This is a genomic window from Hoeflea sp. (assembly GCF_984452065.1).
This window is the reverse complement of sequence record NZ_CFHWAF010000026.1, coordinates 1,876-18,912: the sequence shown is the minus strand read 5'-3', so window position 1 is coordinate 18,912 and position 17,037 is coordinate 1,876. Positions and strand designations below refer to the sequence as shown.

Here is a 17,037-nt window from a genome sequence, read left to right as displayed (position 1 = left end):
AGGGCGCCAAGCGCGCCGTACCAGCCGGTTTTATATTTTCCAGTCAATTCTCGCCCAAAACCCTGTTGGAGATAAGCTATTATCTTATGTGCCCCATTGTCGTTCAATATGTCAAAAAAAGACCGGCGGACATGAGAACCGCACCTCATGGTTTTGCGACGCGCCAGGTGGATTATCGAGCCCGGCCGCATTATGTCGGATTCATGCGAAAACAATAAGAAATATTGCCCGAGTTGAATCCGTTATCCCGTATAAACAGAAAGTCCAGAGAGCACGATGACCGAACTGACCAAACAGCAGCGCACCGAATTCGAAGCCGCCGCCTTCCGCACCCTCGTCGAACATCTGCGCGAGCGGACCGATGTGCAAAATATCGACCTGATGAACCTCGGCGGTTTTTGCCGCAACTGCCTTTCAAACTGGTATCAGAAAGCCGCCAACGAAGCCGGCGTCGAACTGACCAAACCGGAGGCACGGGAGATCGTCTACGGCATGCCTTACGAGATCTGGCGGGAAAAGTATCAGACCGAAGCGACCGAGGAACAGAAGGCCGCATTCGCCCGCTCCCACAAGGACCACTGATCGCCTGTCGCATCGGGCGCACAGCTAAAAACTATTTTCCTGACCCCCTTGACGCGGAGCGCGCGCCGGGGCACCTCTCCGCGGCGTTTTTACTGTTCAGGAGAGTCGCCCATGTCCGAAGCCCATGGAGTAGCCAGGGACCAGTTGCGTTCATTCGTCGAGCGTATCGAGAGACTGGAAGAAGAAAAAAAGACCGTCGCCGATGATATCAAGGAAGTCTACGGCGAGGCAAAATCTATGGGATTTGACACCAAGGTCCTGCGCAAGGTGATTTCGATCCGCAAGCAGGACCAAAACGAGCGTATGGAACAGGAAGCCGTGCTGGACACCTATCTCCACGCCCTTGGCATGGCCGAGGCTCCGCCGCAGGAATAATGCGCCGCGGGCGTGTCTCACATTCCGTTAGCGGCTGTGGACCTCGAACCGGGCAACCGCCTGGAAGTTGACGGCCGTCCCGGTGAACCGGTCCGCGCTGGCAATGCGGTTTTCGGTCGAGAAGCCTGCAACGTGGACGGTTTCAGGTGCCGTGCGCATGTGGCTTGACACAAACTGCGGTGCGCTGACCGGGGCGTCCATGCCCGATACGCTGTGTGCGGCAAAGGCATTGTGCGTGATCATTGTCGGCGTCAGGACCGGTTCTGTGCGTACCGCCGACGGCCGCTCGCCGATCGCATCGTTGGCGGTCGGACGGCTGCGTTTTGACGTCGCCGGGATCACATTCGGCGCGAAAACATTGATGCGCGCGCCGGACGTATTGCCTGAAGGCGGAGCAAGCGCCACCTGCAGCGGCGGCAGCGCCACCATTTCATCCGCCGCCGACGAGCCGAACGGCGATGGTTGCGGTATCGGAATGCCTGACACCATCTCGTAGGACAGGCCGCCCGGCACATCTTCGCCGACGACGGCAGCCAATGCCTGCGCTTCCGGTGACGCAAGGTCAGGACGTTTCAACGGGCGCGGCACATAGGAAAGTTTTGTTACCGTTCCGCCCTCGCCTGCCGTGATGCCCTGCTGAAGGCCGAGTTCCTGTCTGGTCAACCCCGGATTGCCCGTCGCCGCATAGGTCGGCTCGACGAGCAACGATGCCAGAATGACCTCCGAAGAAGTCGGTTCGTTCGCTGTCAGTTCGACAGCGCCCTGGTCGTCGGAAGCGCCGGCCCGCAGCGCCGGCACCGGCAGCGCGGCACCGCGCGCGGACGCCGTTGCGACCGGACCGGTTCCATCCTGCGGGATCGCCGCGGCGGGCAGCCTTGGCCGGAAGGTCGCCGTAGTGGCCTCGGGGCTGAGTTCACGCGGTGTTGCCGATGCCAGGGCGATCTGTACGTCCTGGGCAGGCGCCGTCGGCCGAACCGCGGGTGTCGGCACGATGGCAAGATCGGGCGTCAGACTGCCCCCTGCATCGACGCCCGGAAGTGCCGACGCGGCCGCGACAACCGTCCGCTGCGTCTCTTTCGGTTCGTCCTTGTTGTTTCCGCCGCCGAACAGACCTGCCAGCAGATTCCCGCCACCGCTGCCACGATCGTTGTCACGCGTCGGTCTGCGGATCGAGCGCTTGCCGGCAACCTGAATGCTGTTGGCGCTGACACGTTTCTTGTAATCGGCCAGCGCCTGATTGTAGCCAGGCAACGGCTTGCCGTCCGATGGCAGATGCAGCGTCTTGCCCTTCGGGAACAGGCGCGTCAGTTCCTTGCGGTTCATCCGCGGCCAGGAGCGCACACTGCCGACATCCAAATGCACGAAGGGCGATCCCGACTTCGGATAGTAGCCGACCCCGCCGACCTGAAACCTCATTCCGATCTGGCGAACCTTCTTGACCGGCACGTCGGGCAGGTAGAAGTCGATGGCTTTGCCCAGAGTGTGCTGGCTGTTCTTCGCAACGCCGCGCGAGCGCTTGCGCAGCATCGCATTGGTCTTCGGCGAGCGGAATGCGGAAACCACGTGAATGTGTTGTCTCGAGCCGCTTGCCTGATAGACCTCCCACAGGAGGTCGAACAGGCGCGGATCCATCTTGGTGGACTCTTTCTGCCGCCAGTCACGCAGGAACCGGTTGAGCTTTTTCAGACCGCCGGGCACATAACGCCCGTTCTTCTTGAACGTGATCGTCGCCCGTTCCTTGGTGTGGATGAAATACAATTTGAGCGAGCGGGTCTCGGCCAGGGACGGCGACGCGGCGGCCAGACACACCACCGCCGCAAGCGCAGCGGCGACCGCCCGGCTGCGCCCACTGACAGCTCTGGTCATGCGTTGAGACCTACTCGGCAAGTTCCCAAAATTCCCTGCGTCCCCAACTTGTCCCACGATAATTCTGCTAATCCGACGTCCGGTCAACCTATCGTATTGGTTTATCCGGTAATTTCAGAACAGAATTGTCGTTCCGGCACTGCTGTACGACAATTGCGGTAAGAGCAAGGCAAACCCCTCACACTCGGTGTCAAATGATATTTATAGTGAACAAAGTTCTAACAATGCGTGAATTTAACCAGTTCTATTAATCTCGAATCGTGTCAGACTGGGACAGTTCGTGAGTATTTTCCGAAAAAAAGATAGAACGCCGACGACCGACCGTCCGGAGAACGCCGAAATCAGTCCTATTTGTCCTGAGACATTTTTCCACGAGGCCCCCACAATGCCGGCAACCCGCTATTTTTATGACGATATTTCCGGTCCCAGCCACGCCCTGGCCGAAACCGGGTCAGCCGGCGGACAGGATGAAACCCTCGGCAAGCTTCCGCAATGGGATCTGAACGATCTCTACGAGGCCATGGATGCGCCGCAGCTCAAGGACGACCTTGAACGGGCTGCAAGCGAAAGCGCCGCCTTCGAGGAGCGCTGGAAAGGCCGCCTGGAGACAGCGGTCGATGCGGGCGGCGATGAGGGGCTCGGCGCGGCGCTGCGTCAATACGAGGCTCTCGAGGAACTGATGGGCCGGATCATATCCTTCGCCGGCCTGACCTATTTCTCCGACACGAGCGATCCGGCAAGAGCCAAGTTCTACGGCGACGTGCGGTCGAACGTCACTGATATCAGCAGCCGGCTGCTGTTCTTCCCGCTCGAAATCAACCGCGTCGGGGATGCGGCGATCGACGCGGCGATCGAAAGCGACCCGCAGACGGCCCACTACCGGCCGTGGCTCATCGACCTGCGCCTCGACAAGCCCTATCAGCTCGAGGACCGGATCGAGCAGCTTTTCCTGGAAAAATCCGTCACCGGCCACGGCGCCTGGAACCGCCTTTTCGACGAGACCATGGCGTCGCTGAGGTTCGATGTCGACGGCGAGCAACTGACGCTGGAGCCGGCACTCAACAAGCTGCAATCGGCCGAGCCCGACGAACGGCGCAATGCGGCGATGGCTCTGTCGAAGACATTCGCGGAAAACATCCGCACCTTCACACTGATCACCAACACGCTCGCAAAGGACAAGGAAATCTCCGACCGGTGGCGCGGCTTTGCCGATATCGCCGACAGCCGGCATCTTGCCAACCGTGTGGAACGGCAGGTCGTCGATGCCCTCTCGGACGCGGTCTCGCAAGCCTATCCGCGGCTCTCGCACCGCTACTACGCCATGAAGGCAAAATGGCTCGGCATGGACGTCATGAACTTCTGGGACCGCAACGCGCCGCTGCCCGAAACGCCCAAATCGCTCATCGGCTGGGACACGGCGCGCGAGACCGTCCTTTCGGCCTATCGCGATTTCGACCCGCGCATGGCGGAAATCGCCGGCCGCTTCTTCGAGCGTAACTGGATCGACGCACCGGTTCGCGCCGGCAAGGCGCCTGGAGCCTTCGCTCACCCCACGGTACCGTCGGTGCACCCCTATGTTCTGCTGAACTATATGGGCAAGCCGCGTGATGTGATGACCCTTGCGCACGAACTCGGGCACGGCGTGCATCAGGTGCTGGCCGCAGAACAGGGCGCGCTGATGGCGCAGACGCCGCTGACGCTTGCCGAAACCGCCTCCGTTTTCGGAGAGATGCTGACCTTCCGCACCTTGCTGAACAGCACGCAGGACCGCAAGGAACGCAAGGCCATGCTGGCCCAGAAGGTCGAGGACATGATCAACACGGTCGTGCGTCAGATCGCCTTCTATCAGTTTGAGAGAAAGGTCCACACGGCCCGCGGGGAAGGCGAACTGACATCCGAACAGATCGGCGAGCTCTGGATATCGGTGCAACACGAAAGCCTCGGCCCGGCGATCCGGATTTCCGAGGGCTACGAGACATTCTGGGCCTATATCCCGCACTTCATCCATTCGCCCTTCTACGTCTATGCCTATGCCTTCGGCGACTGCCTGGTGAACTCCCTCTACGCGGTCTATCAGAACGCCGAGGACGGCTTTCAGGAACGCTATTTCGACATGCTGAAGGCGGGCGGCACAAAGCACCATTCGGAGCTTCTCGCGCCGTTTGGCCTCGACGCGGGCGACCCGGCTTTCTGGAGCCAGGGCCTTGCCATGATCGAAGGGCTGATCGACGAACTGGACGCGCTCGACACCTGAGCGCCTCCACCGCAACGTGGCGCGGGCGCATTGTTGCGCTCGCAGGCGCGGCGCGGTAGATGCAGGCGTTCGCCAAACAGGCGGCGCCGATGCTGAAAACGAACCCCGCAACCCGGCCATGGACGACCAATTCATTCTCTTCCGGAACGATTTCACCGGCGAGACCCTGTGTTTTGCCGGCGCATGTGCCGTGGTCACCGCCTGGACGCAGGACGACGTCGTGCCGGCGCTCGACCGACTCCAGCAGGCGGCAAGGGACGGATTATGGTGCGCCGGATACATCACCTATGAAGCGGGCATCGCGCTGGAACCGGCGCTGGCATCGCGGCTGGCACCGCGCAAGGCGGCGATGCGCTCCTGCCCGCTCCTGTGTTTCGGCCTTTTCGATGCGCCGCAATCGCCCGGGCGCGCGGCAGACATCCTCGCGGTCCCCGGGAACGACGGCGCCCTGTCGGGCGCCCGCCACCGCTGGGATTTTGCGGCTTATGAGGCCCGCTTCGACCGGCTGCGCGCGCATCTGCATGCCGGCGACTGTTTTCAGGCGAACCTGACCTACGAAATCGAGGCGGACTGCGCCGACAACGCCGTCGCCCTGTTCAACGGGCTGCGAGGCCGCCAGGCGGTTGCGCACAGCGCGCTGGTGCGTCTGGAAGGGCCGGAAATCGTCTCCCGGTCGCCGGAGCTCTTCCTTCGCGTCGACCGGGATGGCTGGATCGAAAGCAAACCGATGAAGGGCACGGCGCCGCGCGGCGTCACCGCCTCACAGGATGCGGCGCTCAAGCGCCAGCTTGAACGGGATCCCAAGTGCCGCAGCGAAAACCTGATGATTGTCGACCTGTTGCGCAACGATCTGTCCCGCATCTGTTCCGCCGGCAGTGTCGACGTTCCACAGATCTATCACGTCGAGACCTTCTCGACCGTCCATCAGATGATCAGCCGGGTGCGCGGCCGGCTGGAGCCGGGCACGACGGTGACCGATATCATGCGGGCGATCTTCCCCTGCGGTTCCATTACCGGAGCCCCGAAGATACGCGCCATGGAAATCCTGCATGGTCTGGAGGACACGGACCGGAACGTATACTGCGGCTCGATCGGCTGGGTCGCCCCGTCCGGCAGCATGGAGTTCAACGTCGCAATCCGTACGATCAGCCTGTTTCCCGACGGCAGGGCCGTCTTCAATGTCGGCGGCGGGATCATTTTCGATTCCGATGCGCGCGCCGAGTATGACGAATGCCGCATCAAGGCGCGTTACGCGCTGGATGTCCTAGTGGATCAGGAGGTCGCATCGTGAATGCACCCGGTCTGATCGAAACGATGCGCCTGCGCGCTGACGGGACATTTGACAGGCTGGACAGACATCTCAGCCGTCTGAAGACATCGGCGCAGGCTTTATCGATACCCTATGACGGCGAGCGGCTGGACCAACTGCTCGCCGGGCTCGATCCGGATGGCGAGGACCACAGGGTTCGCATCGAACTGTCGCCGTCCGGGCACATCACCGTCAACAGCTGTCCACACCCTCCCGAGACGCATGACAGGGTCTGGCGGCTCGCCGTGACGTCGGTGCGCCTGGACTCAGGCAACACTCTGCTGCGGCACAAGACGACATCCAGAAGCGTCTATGCCGAAGCCCGGGCGCAATTCCCGGCCGCGCAGGCCGACGAGGTCCTGTTGCTCAACGAAAGGTCCGAGGTCTGCGAGGGCACCATCACAAACCTCTTTGTCCAAACGGACGAGAACGGTGTCTTGCTTACACCGTCGCTCAGTTGCGGTCTGCTCGCCGGGGTGCTCAGGCAGGAACTGCTCGACACCGGCAGGGCGAGGCAAGCGGTCCTGACACTTGACGATTTACGCAGCGCGCGCGCCCTTTACATCGGCAATTCACTGCGGGGCCTGCTGCCGGCGGTCGTGAACGATTAGCAAGGGCGCACAAGGCCGCTTCCATCGCGGCTGTGTTTATGCTTAGAGCATCGGCAAAAACGCACCCGACCTCCATTATCCGCTGAAAGGACCAGCCATGGCGCATGCCGACCATCCCGTTTACGGCAAAATCGACGGACCGATCGTCATGATCGGATTCGGCTCGATCGGCCGCGGCACGCTGCCGCTGATCGAACGGCATTTCGACTACGACAAATCCCGTATGGTTGTCATCGACCCGCGCAATGATGACGAGGACCTGCTTGACAAACACGGCGTGCGCTATGTGCAGGCGGCCCTGACACCCGACAACTACCGCGATGTCCTCGGCCCGCTGCTGACCGAGGGGGAGGGACAGGGTTTTTGTGTCAACCTGTCCGTCGACACGTCGTCGCTTGAACTGATGAAATTCTGCCGCGAGATCGAAGTGCCCTATATCGACACCGTGGTCGAACCCTGGCTGGGCTTCTATTTCGACGAAACCGCCGACAATGCCGCGCGCACCAATTATGCCCTGCGCGAAACCGTGCGGCAGGAAAAGATCGCGAATCCGGGCGGCACAACCGCCGTATCATGCTGCGGCGCCAATCCCGGAATGGTCTCGTGGTTCGTCAAACAGGCGCTGGTCAATCTGGCCACCGATCTCGGCCTCGAATTCACGGTCCCGGGCCAGGCTGACCGGCAAGGCTGGGCGGACCTGATGCACAAGGCCGGCGTCAAGGGTATCCATATCGCCGAGCGCGATACGCAGCGGGCGAAACTGCCCAAGCCTCTTGATGTTTTCTGGAACACATGGTCCGCCGAAGGATTCATATCGGAAGGCCTGCAGCCGTCCGAACTCGGCTGGGGCACCCATGAGAAATGGAAACCCGACAACGCCCATACCCACGAGGCCGGATGCCGGGCGGCGATTTATCTCGACCAGCCGGGAGCAAACACGCGCGTGCGCACCTGGTGTCCGACGCCCGGCCCGCAATACGGCTTCCTGGTCACCCACAACGAATCCATTTCCATCGCCGACTTCTTCACATTGAAGGATGCAAGCGGCAATGTCGTCTTCCGTCCGACCTGCCACTATGCCTACCACCCGGCCAATGACGCCGTCCTTTCCCTGCACGAAATGTTCGGCAATGGCGGCAACCAGCAGCCGGTTCTGCATGTCCTCGACGAACATGAACTGGTCGACGGCATCGACGAACTCGGCGTGCTGCTCTACGGCCATGCGAAGAACGCCTACTGGTACGGCTCGCGCCTGTCTGTCGAGGAAACACGCGAGATCGCGCCCTACCAGAACGCAACGGGCCTGCAGGTCACGTCGGCGGTGATCGCGGGCATGGTCTGGGCTCTGGAAAACCCTGAGGCCGGCATCGTCGAAACCGATGAGATGGACTTCCGCCGGTGCCTCGAAGTGCAACTGCCCTATCTCGGACCGGTCGAGGGCCACTATACGGACTGGACGCCCCTGACCGGCCGGCCCGGCCTGTTTCCGGAAGACCTCGATGAAACGGATGCGTGGCAGTTTCGCAACGTTCTGGTGCATTAGCAACGGCGGGCGCCTCCTGGCCGGCTGTTGTCTCCGGTTCTTATTGCAGGATCGGCTCGGCCGGTGTTATCAGTTGCACGAGAGCAAGTCTGCCTTAGACTTGGATCGGACACAGTGGGGGCTTGTCCGAACCGGCATTCCCGGCACCGGTCCACATCAGCAACGCGGAGGCTAAAAATGCGGCATTGGATCAGGCGCGTAATCCTGGCGGCGGCGGCGCTTGGGCTGGCGGGATGTCAGGCGGGCTACGGCCCGGGACCCGGCTATGACCCGAATTCGATCGAGGGCGAATGGCTCGATCCCAATGGAATCCAGTCGCGTTTCACGGCGGGCCGGTTTGAAACCCGCACCACCGACACGAACACCCTGCTGGCGACCGGCCAATACACCTATATCAACCCCCGGCTCGTGCAGGTCGATATTCGTTCCCTGGTGCGCGGCACCAATGCCCGGGTCAACTGTTCACTGGTCTCGCCGACGCGGCTCAACTGCACGTCCAGCAGCGGTGACCAGTTTTCTCTGACGCGGCGGCTGGTCTGACCGCCAACGCGCAAAAACAGCCAGCGCAGAACCGGCCGCTCCGGCGTGGTTTGTGTCGAGCAAACAATTCTAACTAACGTAAGGTAAGAGCCCATCGTGACGTCGTATTTTGATAATCTCGAGACACAGAGCCCGGGCGAGCGTGAAGACGCCCTGTTTGCTGCCCTTCCCGCCTTTCTCGCGGACGCGATGAGCAAGGCGGAAGGCCTTCGCGAGTGGCTTGCCGGCCATGATCCGTCGACGGTCACCAGCCGCGAGGCGCTGGCGCGCCTGCCGGTGCTGCGCAAACCCGAACTCATGCGGATGCAGGCTGCAAAACCGCCCTTCGGCGGCCTCGCCGATCCGGACGCCCTCATCGGAAACCATGTCTTCATGTCGCCCGGGCCGGTGTGGGAACCGCAGGGTTTCGGCGCCGACCCATGGCAGTCGGCCCGCAGCCTTTTCGCCGCCGGGCTGCGCTCCGGCGATATCGTCCACAACACCTTTTCCTACCATATGACCCCCGGTGCGTTTGTGCTCGACGAGGGTGCGCGGGCGCTCGGCTGCCTCGTCTTTCCCGCCGGCATCGGCAATACACAGGCACAGGTCGAAGCGGCGGCGGCCTTGAGGCCGACCGCCTATACGGGAACGCCGGACTATCTGAAGGTCCTGCTCGACAAGGCCGAGGAGGCCGGCTGCGACATATCCTCGATCAAGCGGGCGATGGTATCCGGCGGCGCATTGTTCCCGTCATTGCGCGAGGAATACCGCGACCGCGGCATCCGGGTCATGCAGTCCTACGCCACGGCAGATATCGGCGTTATCGCCTATGAGAGCGCCGATGACGACGGCAATCCCTACCCGGGCATGATCGTCAATGAAAACATGATTGTCGAAATCGTCCGCCCGGGAACCGGCGATCCTGTCGCCGACGGTGAAGTCGGAGAGATCGTCGTTACCTCGCTGAACCCCGCCTACCCGCTGATCCGTTTCGGAACGGGCGACATGACGGCGGTGCTCGAGGGCCGCTCTCCCTGCGGCCGGACCGGCACGCGCATCAAGGGCTGGATGGGACGCGCCGACCAGCGCACCAAGATCAAGGGCATGTTCGTCGACCCGAAACAGGTCGCCGCGATCGTCGAGCGCCACACGGACGTGGCCCGTGCCCGGCTCGTCGTACGCCGGGACGGCGACCAGGATGCCATGACCCTCCATATCGAGCCCGTGCCGGGTGCGGCGCCGAGCCGGTCCGCACTGACCGAGACCCTGGCGGACGTGACAAAACTCAAGGGCGATGTGGTTGTATCGGATGGCCGTCTCCCGAACGACGGCAAGGTGATTTCCGACGAGCGGGACTACGACGCATAGCCGTTGGATTGGCACCACCGCTGCTTGCGGCGGCTCCTGATTGATGGGAACATGGCCCCTGCGCGAAGCCCTTGACCGGAGGGACCGCGCCGGCGCTGTCACAGCCGCCGGTCCGAACGCGCGATCAGCGGTCTGCAGACCCGTTTTCATCTGCCAGTTGGTCCATGCCTATACGCACTCGAAATATCTCGGCGACCCGTTCAGCTGGGGCGACATCGCCAACACCAATCCGGACCAGAACCCGCATCAGCTGGAGGTCGGTCAGCAGTTGAATATTCCCGCGAAGGGCAACTGATCGCCCAAGACAACAAACGTCGCCCCGGCGGGCGGCGTTTTGCCGCCCGTCCACTGGCAGCGCTTTACGCTTGAAAAAGCACCGGTTGCGCATATGTTCCGAACGGACAACCGGGGAGCCCAATGGAACACGCCGACAAGAAAAAGATCGAATCCGCAGCCACACCTTTGCCGGACGGCCATCCGACCGTCGCCTTCGGCAAAGTGGGCGTGCTCATCGTCAATCTCGGCACACCGGACGGAACGGACTATACGTCCATGCGCCGCTATCTGCGCGAGTTCCTCACCGACAAGCGGGTGATCGAGTGGCCGCGCACCCTCTGGTACCCGATCCTGTTCGGCATCGTCCTCAACACCCGTCCTGGCAGGGTCGGCAAGGCCTATGAAACGATCTGGAACAAGGAGCGTGACGAGAGCTATCTGAGGACCTATACGCGCAACCAGTCCGTTGCGCTGGCAAAACGCCTCGACAACCACCCTGATGTCCGGGTGGACTGGGCCATGCGCTACGGCCAGCCTTCCATTGCCGACCGGCTGACGGCGCTGAAGGATACAGGCTGCGAGCGGATACTGATCTTCCCGCTTTATCCGCAATATGCGGCCAGCACGACGGCGACCGTCAACGACAAGGCCTTCGAGACGCTTCAGAGCATGCGCTGGCAGCCGGCGCTGCGCACCGTCCCGCCCTATCACGACGATCCTGCCTATGTGTCCGCGATCGCCAACTCCATCACCGGGCACCTGTCGACACTCGACTGGGAGCCGGAGGTGGTGCTCGCGTCGTTTCACGGCATCCCGCAATCCTATTTCAGGAAGGGCGATCCCTATCACTGCCATTGCATGAAGACGATGCGGCTGGTGCGCGCCGAGCTCGGCTGGGGCGAAAAGAAACTGATGACCGCCTTCCAGTCGCGCTTCGGACCGGAGGAGTGGCTCCAGCCCTATACGGACGAAACGGTCGAGAAACTTGCGAAGGACGGCATCAAGCGCATCGCCGTGATCAATCCCGGATTTGTCTCCGATTGTCTCGAAACGCTGGAAGAGATCGCCGGCGAGGCCGGCGAGATATTCCATGAGCATGGTGGGGAGCAGTTCACGCATATCCCCTGCCTCAATGATGGCGACGCCGGCATGCAGGTCATCGAGACCGTGGTCCGGCGGGAATTGCAGGGCTGGATCTGAATCCGGCCTGGAGCCGGTCGGATGTCACTCCGATCGGTCCGCAATCCACATCACGCGGCGGCACCATTTGCAACTTTTCAAGCTTGCATCCATCTTAGGGCGGCAGGGGGAAACGGGCTCGGCTGATTCGGCCGGCCGGAAGGCCCTCGCCGCCGCACAACCAAACTTGTACAGACAGGAGAAAGAATATGCCTTTGGCCGGAGTCGACATTGCAGTCATCGTGTTTGTTGTTCTCGTCATCCTTGTCCTGTTTGCCGGAATCAAGACGATACCGCAGGGTTTCAACCACACGGTCGAGCGGTTCGGGCGTTACACGCGGACCCTGGAGCCGGGATTGAACCTGATCGTTCCCTTTGTCGACCGCATCGGTTCGCGCATGAACATGATGGAACAGGTCCTCGACGTGCCCACACAGGAGGTGATCACCAAGGACAATGCGAGTGTCGCCGCGGATGCCGTAGCCTTCTACCAGGTGCTCAACGCTCCGCAGGCGGCCTATCAGGTCAACCAGCTCGAAGTCGCACTGCTGAACCTGACCATGACCAATATCCGTTCCGTCATGGGATCCATGGACCTTGACGAGCTTCTGTCCAACCGCGACGCGATCAACGACCGGCTGCTCAGGGTCGTCGACGAAGCCGCAAGCCCCTGGGGCATCAAGATCACCCGCGTCGAGATCAAGGACATCAACCCGCCGAGCGATCTGGTCAACGCCATGGCGCGCCAGATGAAGGCGGAGCGTGAAAAGCGCGCCGAGGTGCTTGAGGCGGAAGGCTCGCGCAACGCGCAGATCCTGCGCGCCGAGGGCGCCAAACAGGCGGCGATCCTCGAGGCCGAAGGCACCAGGGAAGCAGCCTTCCGCGAAGCCGAGGCCCGCGAGCGGCTTGCCGAGGCCGAAGCGAAGGCCACCCGCGTCGTTTCCGAGGCCATTGCCGTCGGTGACGTTCAGGCGATCAACTACTTCGTTGCCCAGAAATATACCGAAGCCCTGGCATCGATCGGCACGGCAAGCAACCAGAAGATCGTGCTGATGCCCATGGAGGCCTCTTCGCTCATCGGCTCGCTGGGCGGCATCGGCGCCATTGCCAGGGACGTCTTCGGCGACGGCGGCGGGCAGCCCTCGGCACCGTCGCGAAGCAGCGGCTCGGTGCCGACCACCGGGCAAAGGGGCGGCGAGGCATGATCGAGCGCATCGTAGAGGAGCTTGGCCCCTGGAGCTGGATGGTTCTCGGGCTGGTTCTGCTGGCCGCCGAAATCTTCATGCCCGGCGTGTTCCTGATCTGGATCGGCATTGCCGCAATCATCGTCGGCTGCATTTCGCTTTTCTTCTGGTCCGACCCGTTCTGGGGCTGGCAGCTTCAAATTCTCGTTTTCGCCGTCCTTGCGGTGGCGGTCGCCATCATCGGCCGCCGCGTGATGAAAGGCAGCGGCGAGAGCGACGAGCCGCTGCTCAACAAACGGGGTGAAAGCCTGGTCGGCCGGACGGCGACCTTGAGCGAACCCATCGCCGAAGGCCGCGGCCGCATTCGCATAGACGACACGACATGGGTCGTCAGCGGGCCGAACCTTCCCGTCGGCGCACGGGTCAAGGTGGTCGAAAGCACCGGACGGGAGTTGCGCGTGGAGCCTGCGTAAAGGAAGCCTTAACCATGACGATTTACGGTTTGACAAGATTTCAGACCTCTTTCGTTCAGGCCTCCCGTCCATGGCGCCGCGTTATTGTAATCCTTCTGGCTCCGGTTTCCACTCACCTGCGCTGCGGGCCGGGCTGATTCTGCTTGCACTGACCGCAGGCCCCGGCGGCATAAAAGCTGTGAATGCACAAGCCATTGCCGATGAGGATTTCCTTTTGCGCGGGATCGCGGATGAGGGTGGCTTGAGCGACACGGAGCACCGGCGTCTCCTGCGTGATCTGGACGATCTGGAAGACACGACACCGCAAACCGTTCAGGTTGACGATACCGCGCCTGTCGAGCCGCTCATTCTCAACCCGGCACAGCCCGTGCAGACCGGCGACAGCGTTAACCCGTCGACGCCGCCGGTTGCCCAGGGCACCGCGCGCGCTGATGAGGACAATCCCTTCGATCCGGTCGGCATCCGTGTCGGCACGTTCATCATGCGGCCCTCGATCACCCAGCAGATCGCCCATGAACATGACCGCGACGGCTCGGCCGACACATCGCGGACCTACAGCAGAACGGTCCTCGAAACCGAAATCGAATCGGACTGGTCCCGGCACCAGTTGGTCATCGGCGCCGAGCAGGTGATCGACAAAACCATCAGCGGCGACGGTTCCGAGGATCCGAGCACGTCCATCGGCGCTGACCTGAGGCTTGATCTGTCATCCACGACAACCGCCAATCTCGGCATCGATTATCAGTTCGGCCGGGAAGACCCGACGGACGCGAACGCCGTCGCCAACGCCACCGCCCAGGCCGAGGTTCACGACTTTGCCGCCGCCGGATCGCTCAGCCATCTCTTCGGCTCCTGGCGCGGCACGGCGACCTTAAGCGGCGGACGAACCACCTATGGCAGCGCCGAACTCTCCGACGGCACGCTCGTCTCGCTCGCCGACCGAAATCAGAGCAACTACACGGTGACGCTGCGCGCCGGACTTGAAACCGGCTCGGCCTACCGCCCGTTCGTCGAGGGAGACGGCGGCCAGATCATCTATGACGACACGCTCGACGCTTCCGGCTTCGACCGTTCCTCCACCACCTACGGGCTGCGCACGGGTGTCGCAGCGGATTTCGACGAGAAGCTGACCGGTGAAATCGCCGTGGGCTACGCTCAGAGGGATATCGACGACAGCCGGCTTGAACCCATCCAGGCATTCACCATTGATGGCTTTGCCACCTGGTCGCCGCGCCGCGGCACCGACGTGCTGATGGGGCTGGCGACATCCCTGGAAGATTCGACCACCGCAAACGAGCCCGGCTCGGTGCTTTACACGGCGAGCGTCGACGTCACCCATCGGTTGCGCACCAGCCTGAGCGCCAATGTCAGCGGTTTCGTCGGCTGGCGGGACTATGTCGGCATCACGCCGAACGAGACGATCTTCGGCGCCGGCGCCGGCTTTACCTGGTGGTGGAACCGCTATTTCGCGCTCGACGGCGCCGTCACCTATGAGCGCACCACAAGCGATGGCGGAACCGACCAGAACGATCTTTTTGTCGGCCTCGGCGTCAAGGTGCAGCGCTAAAGCGAGCTGAGCATCCGCCGCAAATCGTCCTCGACCTTCTCGCGGATATCGCCGCGTGTCAGCGCGAAGGAGACATTCGCCTTGATGAAGCCTTCCTTTGAACCGCAGTCGAATGTGCTGCCGCGAAAACGATAGGCCGAGAAAGACTGGTCTTCGGCGAGCTTCAGCATCGCGTCGGTGATCTGAATCTCGTTGCCGGCGCCGCGTTCCTGCGTCTCCAGGATGGAGAAGATTTCGGGCTGCAGGATATAGCGTCCGTTGATGAAATAGTTTGACGGAGCCGTGCCCGGCGTCGGTTTTTCAACCATCGCGTTGATGCGGAACCCATCCGCGCCGATATCCTCGCCGACACCGACGATGCCGTACCGGTGGGTTTCTTCCTCCGGAACCTCTTCGACCGAAATCACATTGCCGCCGACGCGGCCATAAAGGTCTACCATACCGGCAAGGCAACCGCGCTCATCCTGCATCACCATGTCGGGCAGGAGCAGCGCGAACGGCTCGTCGCCGACCAGTTCGCGGGCGCACCATACGGCATGGCCGAGGCCGAGCGGCTCCTGCTGGCGGGTAAAACTCGTCTGTCCGGGCTTCGGCTGCAGGTCCTGAAGGCCGCTCAGCTCTTCCGTTTTGCCGCGGCTGCGCAGCGTGTCGTAAAGCTCGACCTGAATGTCGAAATGATCTTCTATGACCGCCTTGTTTCGCCCGGTGACGAAGATGAAGTGCTCTATGCCGGCGGCCCGCGCCTCATCCACCACATATTGGATGACCGGCTTGTCGACAACGGTCAGCATTTCCTTCGGGATGGCCTTGGTCGCCGGCAGGAACCGTGTTCCAAGCCCCGCAACCGGGAAGACCGCTTTTCTGACCTTGGCGTTCTGCGACATGGAACCGAGCCTTTCATTGCCTCTTCCGGCCCGCGAGGGGCGAATGTGATGCACCTGCAATATGCCGTTGCTCCGGCTTTTGCCAGTTGCGGCAGTCCATCACGATCCTGTGACCGGCGCGGTACATTCATATGGTTAAGAGATTGTTGAGACGTCAACGCTAATTTCATGCCTGAAGTGTTGAAAACCGGCCGTCGGCGGCCTTTTTTCCGCCCCGGGCCCCAGCTATTGTTGCCAGTCATGTTCGGACCGATACAAATCGTGAATGCCAGACGCCTGATCAACGCCAAAGCAGCGGTTGCAACACTGCTCCTGCTCGCTATCGCGTTGCTTTCGTCAGCGCCGCCGGCCGCCGCCGATGCGGCATTTCGGAAATGGATCAACGATTTTTATTCCGTTGCCGCCAAATCCGGCATCAAGAAATCGACCTACAGAACGGCGTTCGCCGGCGTGCGCGAGCCCGATCCGGAGGTGTTACGCAAGGCACGCTTCCAGCCCGAGTTCAAACAGGATGTGTGGAGCTATATCGATACGCGCGTCCATTTCACGACGGTGGAGACAGGCCAGCAGATGGCGCGGCGCTACGACCGCGTGCTTGCCGAGATAGAACGCCGGTTCGGCGTGCACCGCTCGGTCGTACTGGCCATCTGGTCGATGGAATCGAGTTACGGCAACGTCTTCAACTATCCCGAACGCCTGCACTATGTGCCCCGCGCGCTTGCGACCCTTGCCTATGCGGATCGCCGGCGCTCCAAATATGCCCGGCAGCAACTGGTTGCCGCACTCAAAATCCTTCAATCCGGAAAGATCGGCAAGAATCAGCTCACCGGCTCCTGGGCCGGCGCGATGGGACACACACAGTTCATTCCAACAAGCTACCTGGCTTTCGCGGTTGATTTTGACGGCGATGGCCGCCGTGACATATGGAACTCCGTTCCCGACGCCCTCGCCACCGCGGCCAATCTCCTGCACAAGAACGGCTGGAAGACCGGCAAGACCTGGGGCTACGAGGTGAAGGCGCCGCGCGGCGCGTCAAAACATGTCGGC

16 protein-coding genes are annotated in these 17,037 nt (G+C 62.0%); 14 read left to right on the top strand and 2 right to left on the bottom strand.

The genetic code is table 11. The features are described 5' to 3' along the window. Positions 1-276: 276 nt before the first annotated feature. Both AC5E6N_RS07245 and AC5E6N_RS07240 read left to right on the top strand, forming a co-directional pair. On the top strand, positions 277-582 hold the full coding sequence (locus AC5E6N_RS07245) for a DUF1244 domain-containing protein (RefSeq protein ID WP_491747190.1): 306 nt from the start codon (positions 277-279) through the stop codon (positions 580-582). Positions 583-693: 111 nt separating this feature from the next. Continuing rightward, the gene (locus AC5E6N_RS07240; protein ID WP_491688734.1) at positions 694-957 is read left to right on the top strand and encodes a DUF2312 domain-containing protein; all 264 of its coding nucleotides are present in this window, start codon (positions 694-696) and stop codon (positions 955-957) included. Positions 958-984: 27 nt separating this feature from the next. Here AC5E6N_RS07240 and AC5E6N_RS07235 read toward each other — a convergent pair whose 3' ends face one another. After that, positions 985-2,823: a peptidoglycan L,D-endopeptidase MepK gene (locus AC5E6N_RS07235; RefSeq protein ID WP_491747189.1), complete on the bottom strand. Its 1,839-nt coding sequence runs from the start codon at positions 2,821-2,823 to the stop codon at positions 985-987. A gap of 385 nt (positions 2,824-3,208) precedes the next feature. Here AC5E6N_RS07235 and AC5E6N_RS07230 point away from each other — a divergent pair, with 385 nt between their 5' ends. The 11 genes from AC5E6N_RS07230 to AC5E6N_RS07180 all read left to right on the top strand — a co-directional run bounded on the left by AC5E6N_RS07230 (position 3,209) and on the right by AC5E6N_RS07180 (position 15,106). After that, complete coding sequence (locus AC5E6N_RS07230; RefSeq protein ID WP_491747188.1) at positions 3,209-5,077, top strand: M3 family oligoendopeptidase; 1,869 nt, start codon at positions 3,209-3,211, stop codon at positions 5,075-5,077. A gap of 118 nt (positions 5,078-5,195) precedes the next feature. Continuing rightward, a complete protein-coding gene (locus tag AC5E6N_RS07225) occupies positions 5,196-6,368 on the top strand; it encodes an aminodeoxychorismate synthase component I (RefSeq protein WP_491747187.1) in 1,173 nt (390 codons plus the stop codon). Beyond that, on the top strand, positions 6,365-6,997 hold the full coding sequence (locus tag AC5E6N_RS07220) for an aminotransferase class IV family protein (RefSeq protein ID WP_491747186.1): 633 nt from the start codon (positions 6,365-6,367) through the stop codon (positions 6,995-6,997). The genes AC5E6N_RS07225 and AC5E6N_RS07220 overlap by 4 nt, the downstream gene beginning before the upstream one ends. 97 nt (positions 6,998-7,094) lie before the next feature. Further along, positions 7,095-8,540 carry a homospermidine synthase gene (locus AC5E6N_RS07215; RefSeq protein WP_491747185.1) on the top strand — a complete coding sequence of 482 codons (1,446 nt, stop codon included), beginning with the start codon at positions 7,095-7,097 and terminating at the stop codon, positions 8,538-8,540. Between the two features lie 177 nt (positions 8,541-8,717). Next, complete coding sequence (gene omp10, locus AC5E6N_RS07210) at positions 8,718-9,080, top strand: outer membrane lipoprotein Omp10 (RefSeq protein WP_491747184.1); 363 nt, start codon at positions 8,718-8,720, stop codon at positions 9,078-9,080. Positions 9,081-9,176: 96 nt separating this feature from the next. After that, positions 9,177-10,427 carry a phenylacetate--CoA ligase family protein gene (locus tag AC5E6N_RS07205; RefSeq protein WP_491747183.1) on the top strand — a complete coding sequence of 417 codons (1,251 nt, stop codon included), beginning with the start codon at positions 9,177-9,179 and terminating at the stop codon, positions 10,425-10,427. Positions 10,428-10,470: 43 nt separating this feature from the next. Continuing rightward, complete coding sequence (locus tag AC5E6N_RS07200) at positions 10,471-10,722, top strand: LysM peptidoglycan-binding domain-containing protein (RefSeq protein WP_491747182.1); 252 nt, start codon at positions 10,471-10,473, stop codon at positions 10,720-10,722. A 122-nt stretch (positions 10,723-10,844) separates the two neighbouring features. Next, positions 10,845-11,903 (top strand): ferrochelatase, encoded by a 1,059-nt coding sequence (gene hemH / locus AC5E6N_RS07195; protein ID WP_491747181.1) that lies wholly within the window; start codon positions 10,845-10,847, stop codon positions 11,901-11,903. A 188-nt stretch (positions 11,904-12,091) separates the two neighbouring features. Then, on the top strand, positions 12,092-13,087 hold the full coding sequence (locus AC5E6N_RS07190; protein WP_491747180.1) for an SPFH domain-containing protein: 996 nt from the start codon (positions 12,092-12,094) through the stop codon (positions 13,085-13,087). After that, a complete protein-coding gene (locus tag AC5E6N_RS07185; RefSeq protein ID WP_491747179.1) occupies positions 13,084-13,539 on the top strand; it encodes an NfeD family protein in 456 nt (151 codons plus the stop codon). Before AC5E6N_RS07190 ends, AC5E6N_RS07185 begins: the two co-directional genes overlap by 4 nt. Positions 13,540-13,717: 178 nt before the next feature. Then, on the top strand, positions 13,718-15,106 hold the full coding sequence (locus tag AC5E6N_RS07180; RefSeq protein ID WP_491747178.1) for an outer membrane beta-barrel protein: 1,389 nt from the start codon (positions 13,718-13,720) through the stop codon (positions 15,104-15,106). Here AC5E6N_RS07180 and galU read toward each other — a convergent pair. Next, positions 15,103-15,990, bottom strand: coding sequence for a UTP--glucose-1-phosphate uridylyltransferase GalU (gene galU, locus AC5E6N_RS07175; protein WP_491747177.1), 888 nt, complete (start codon positions 15,988-15,990; stop codon positions 15,103-15,105). The two genes, AC5E6N_RS07180 and galU, sit on opposite strands and share 4 nt — an antisense overlap. Before the next feature lie 240 nt (positions 15,991-16,230). Here galU and AC5E6N_RS07170 point away from each other — a divergent pair. Next, on the top strand, positions 16,231-17,037 hold an 807-nt coding region (locus AC5E6N_RS07170; RefSeq protein WP_491747176.1), incomplete at its 3' end, for a lytic murein transglycosylase.

Excerpts from the sequence above, each read along its gene's own strand:
- AC5E6N_RS07245 (WP_491747190.1), top strand. The coding sequence starts at position 277 with ATGACCGAACTGACCAAACAGCAGCGCACCGAATTCGAAGCCGCCGCC.
- AC5E6N_RS07240 (WP_491688734.1), top strand. The coding sequence starts at position 694 with ATGTCCGAAGCCCATGGAGTAGCCAGGGACCAGTTGCGTTCATTCGTC.
- AC5E6N_RS07235 (WP_491747189.1), bottom strand. The coding sequence starts at position 2,823 with ATGACCAGAGCTGTCAGTGGGCGCAGCCGGGCGGTCGCCGCTGCGCTT.
- AC5E6N_RS07230 (WP_491747188.1), top strand. The coding sequence starts at position 3,209 with ATGCCGGCAACCCGCTATTTTTATGACGATATTTCCGGTCCCAGCCAC.
- AC5E6N_RS07225 (WP_491747187.1), top strand. The coding sequence starts at position 5,196 with ATGGACGACCAATTCATTCTCTTCCGGAACGATTTCACCGGCGAGACC.
- AC5E6N_RS07215 (WP_491747185.1), top strand. The coding sequence starts at position 7,095 with ATGGCGCATGCCGACCATCCCGTTTACGGCAAAATCGACGGACCGATC.
- omp10 (WP_491747184.1), top strand. The coding sequence starts at position 8,718 with ATGCGGCATTGGATCAGGCGCGTAATCCTGGCGGCGGCGGCGCTTGGG.
- AC5E6N_RS07200 (WP_491747182.1), top strand. The coding sequence starts at position 10,471 with ATGGGAACATGGCCCCTGCGCGAAGCCCTTGACCGGAGGGACCGCGCC.
- hemH (WP_491747181.1), top strand. The coding sequence starts at position 10,845 with ATGGAACACGCCGACAAGAAAAAGATCGAATCCGCAGCCACACCTTTG.
- AC5E6N_RS07190 (WP_491747180.1), top strand. The coding sequence starts at position 12,092 with ATGCCTTTGGCCGGAGTCGACATTGCAGTCATCGTGTTTGTTGTTCTC.
- AC5E6N_RS07185 (WP_491747179.1), top strand. The coding sequence starts at position 13,084 with ATGATCGAGCGCATCGTAGAGGAGCTTGGCCCCTGGAGCTGGATGGTT.
- galU (WP_491747177.1), bottom strand. The coding sequence starts at position 15,990 with ATGTCGCAGAACGCCAAGGTCAGAAAAGCGGTCTTCCCGGTTGCGGGG.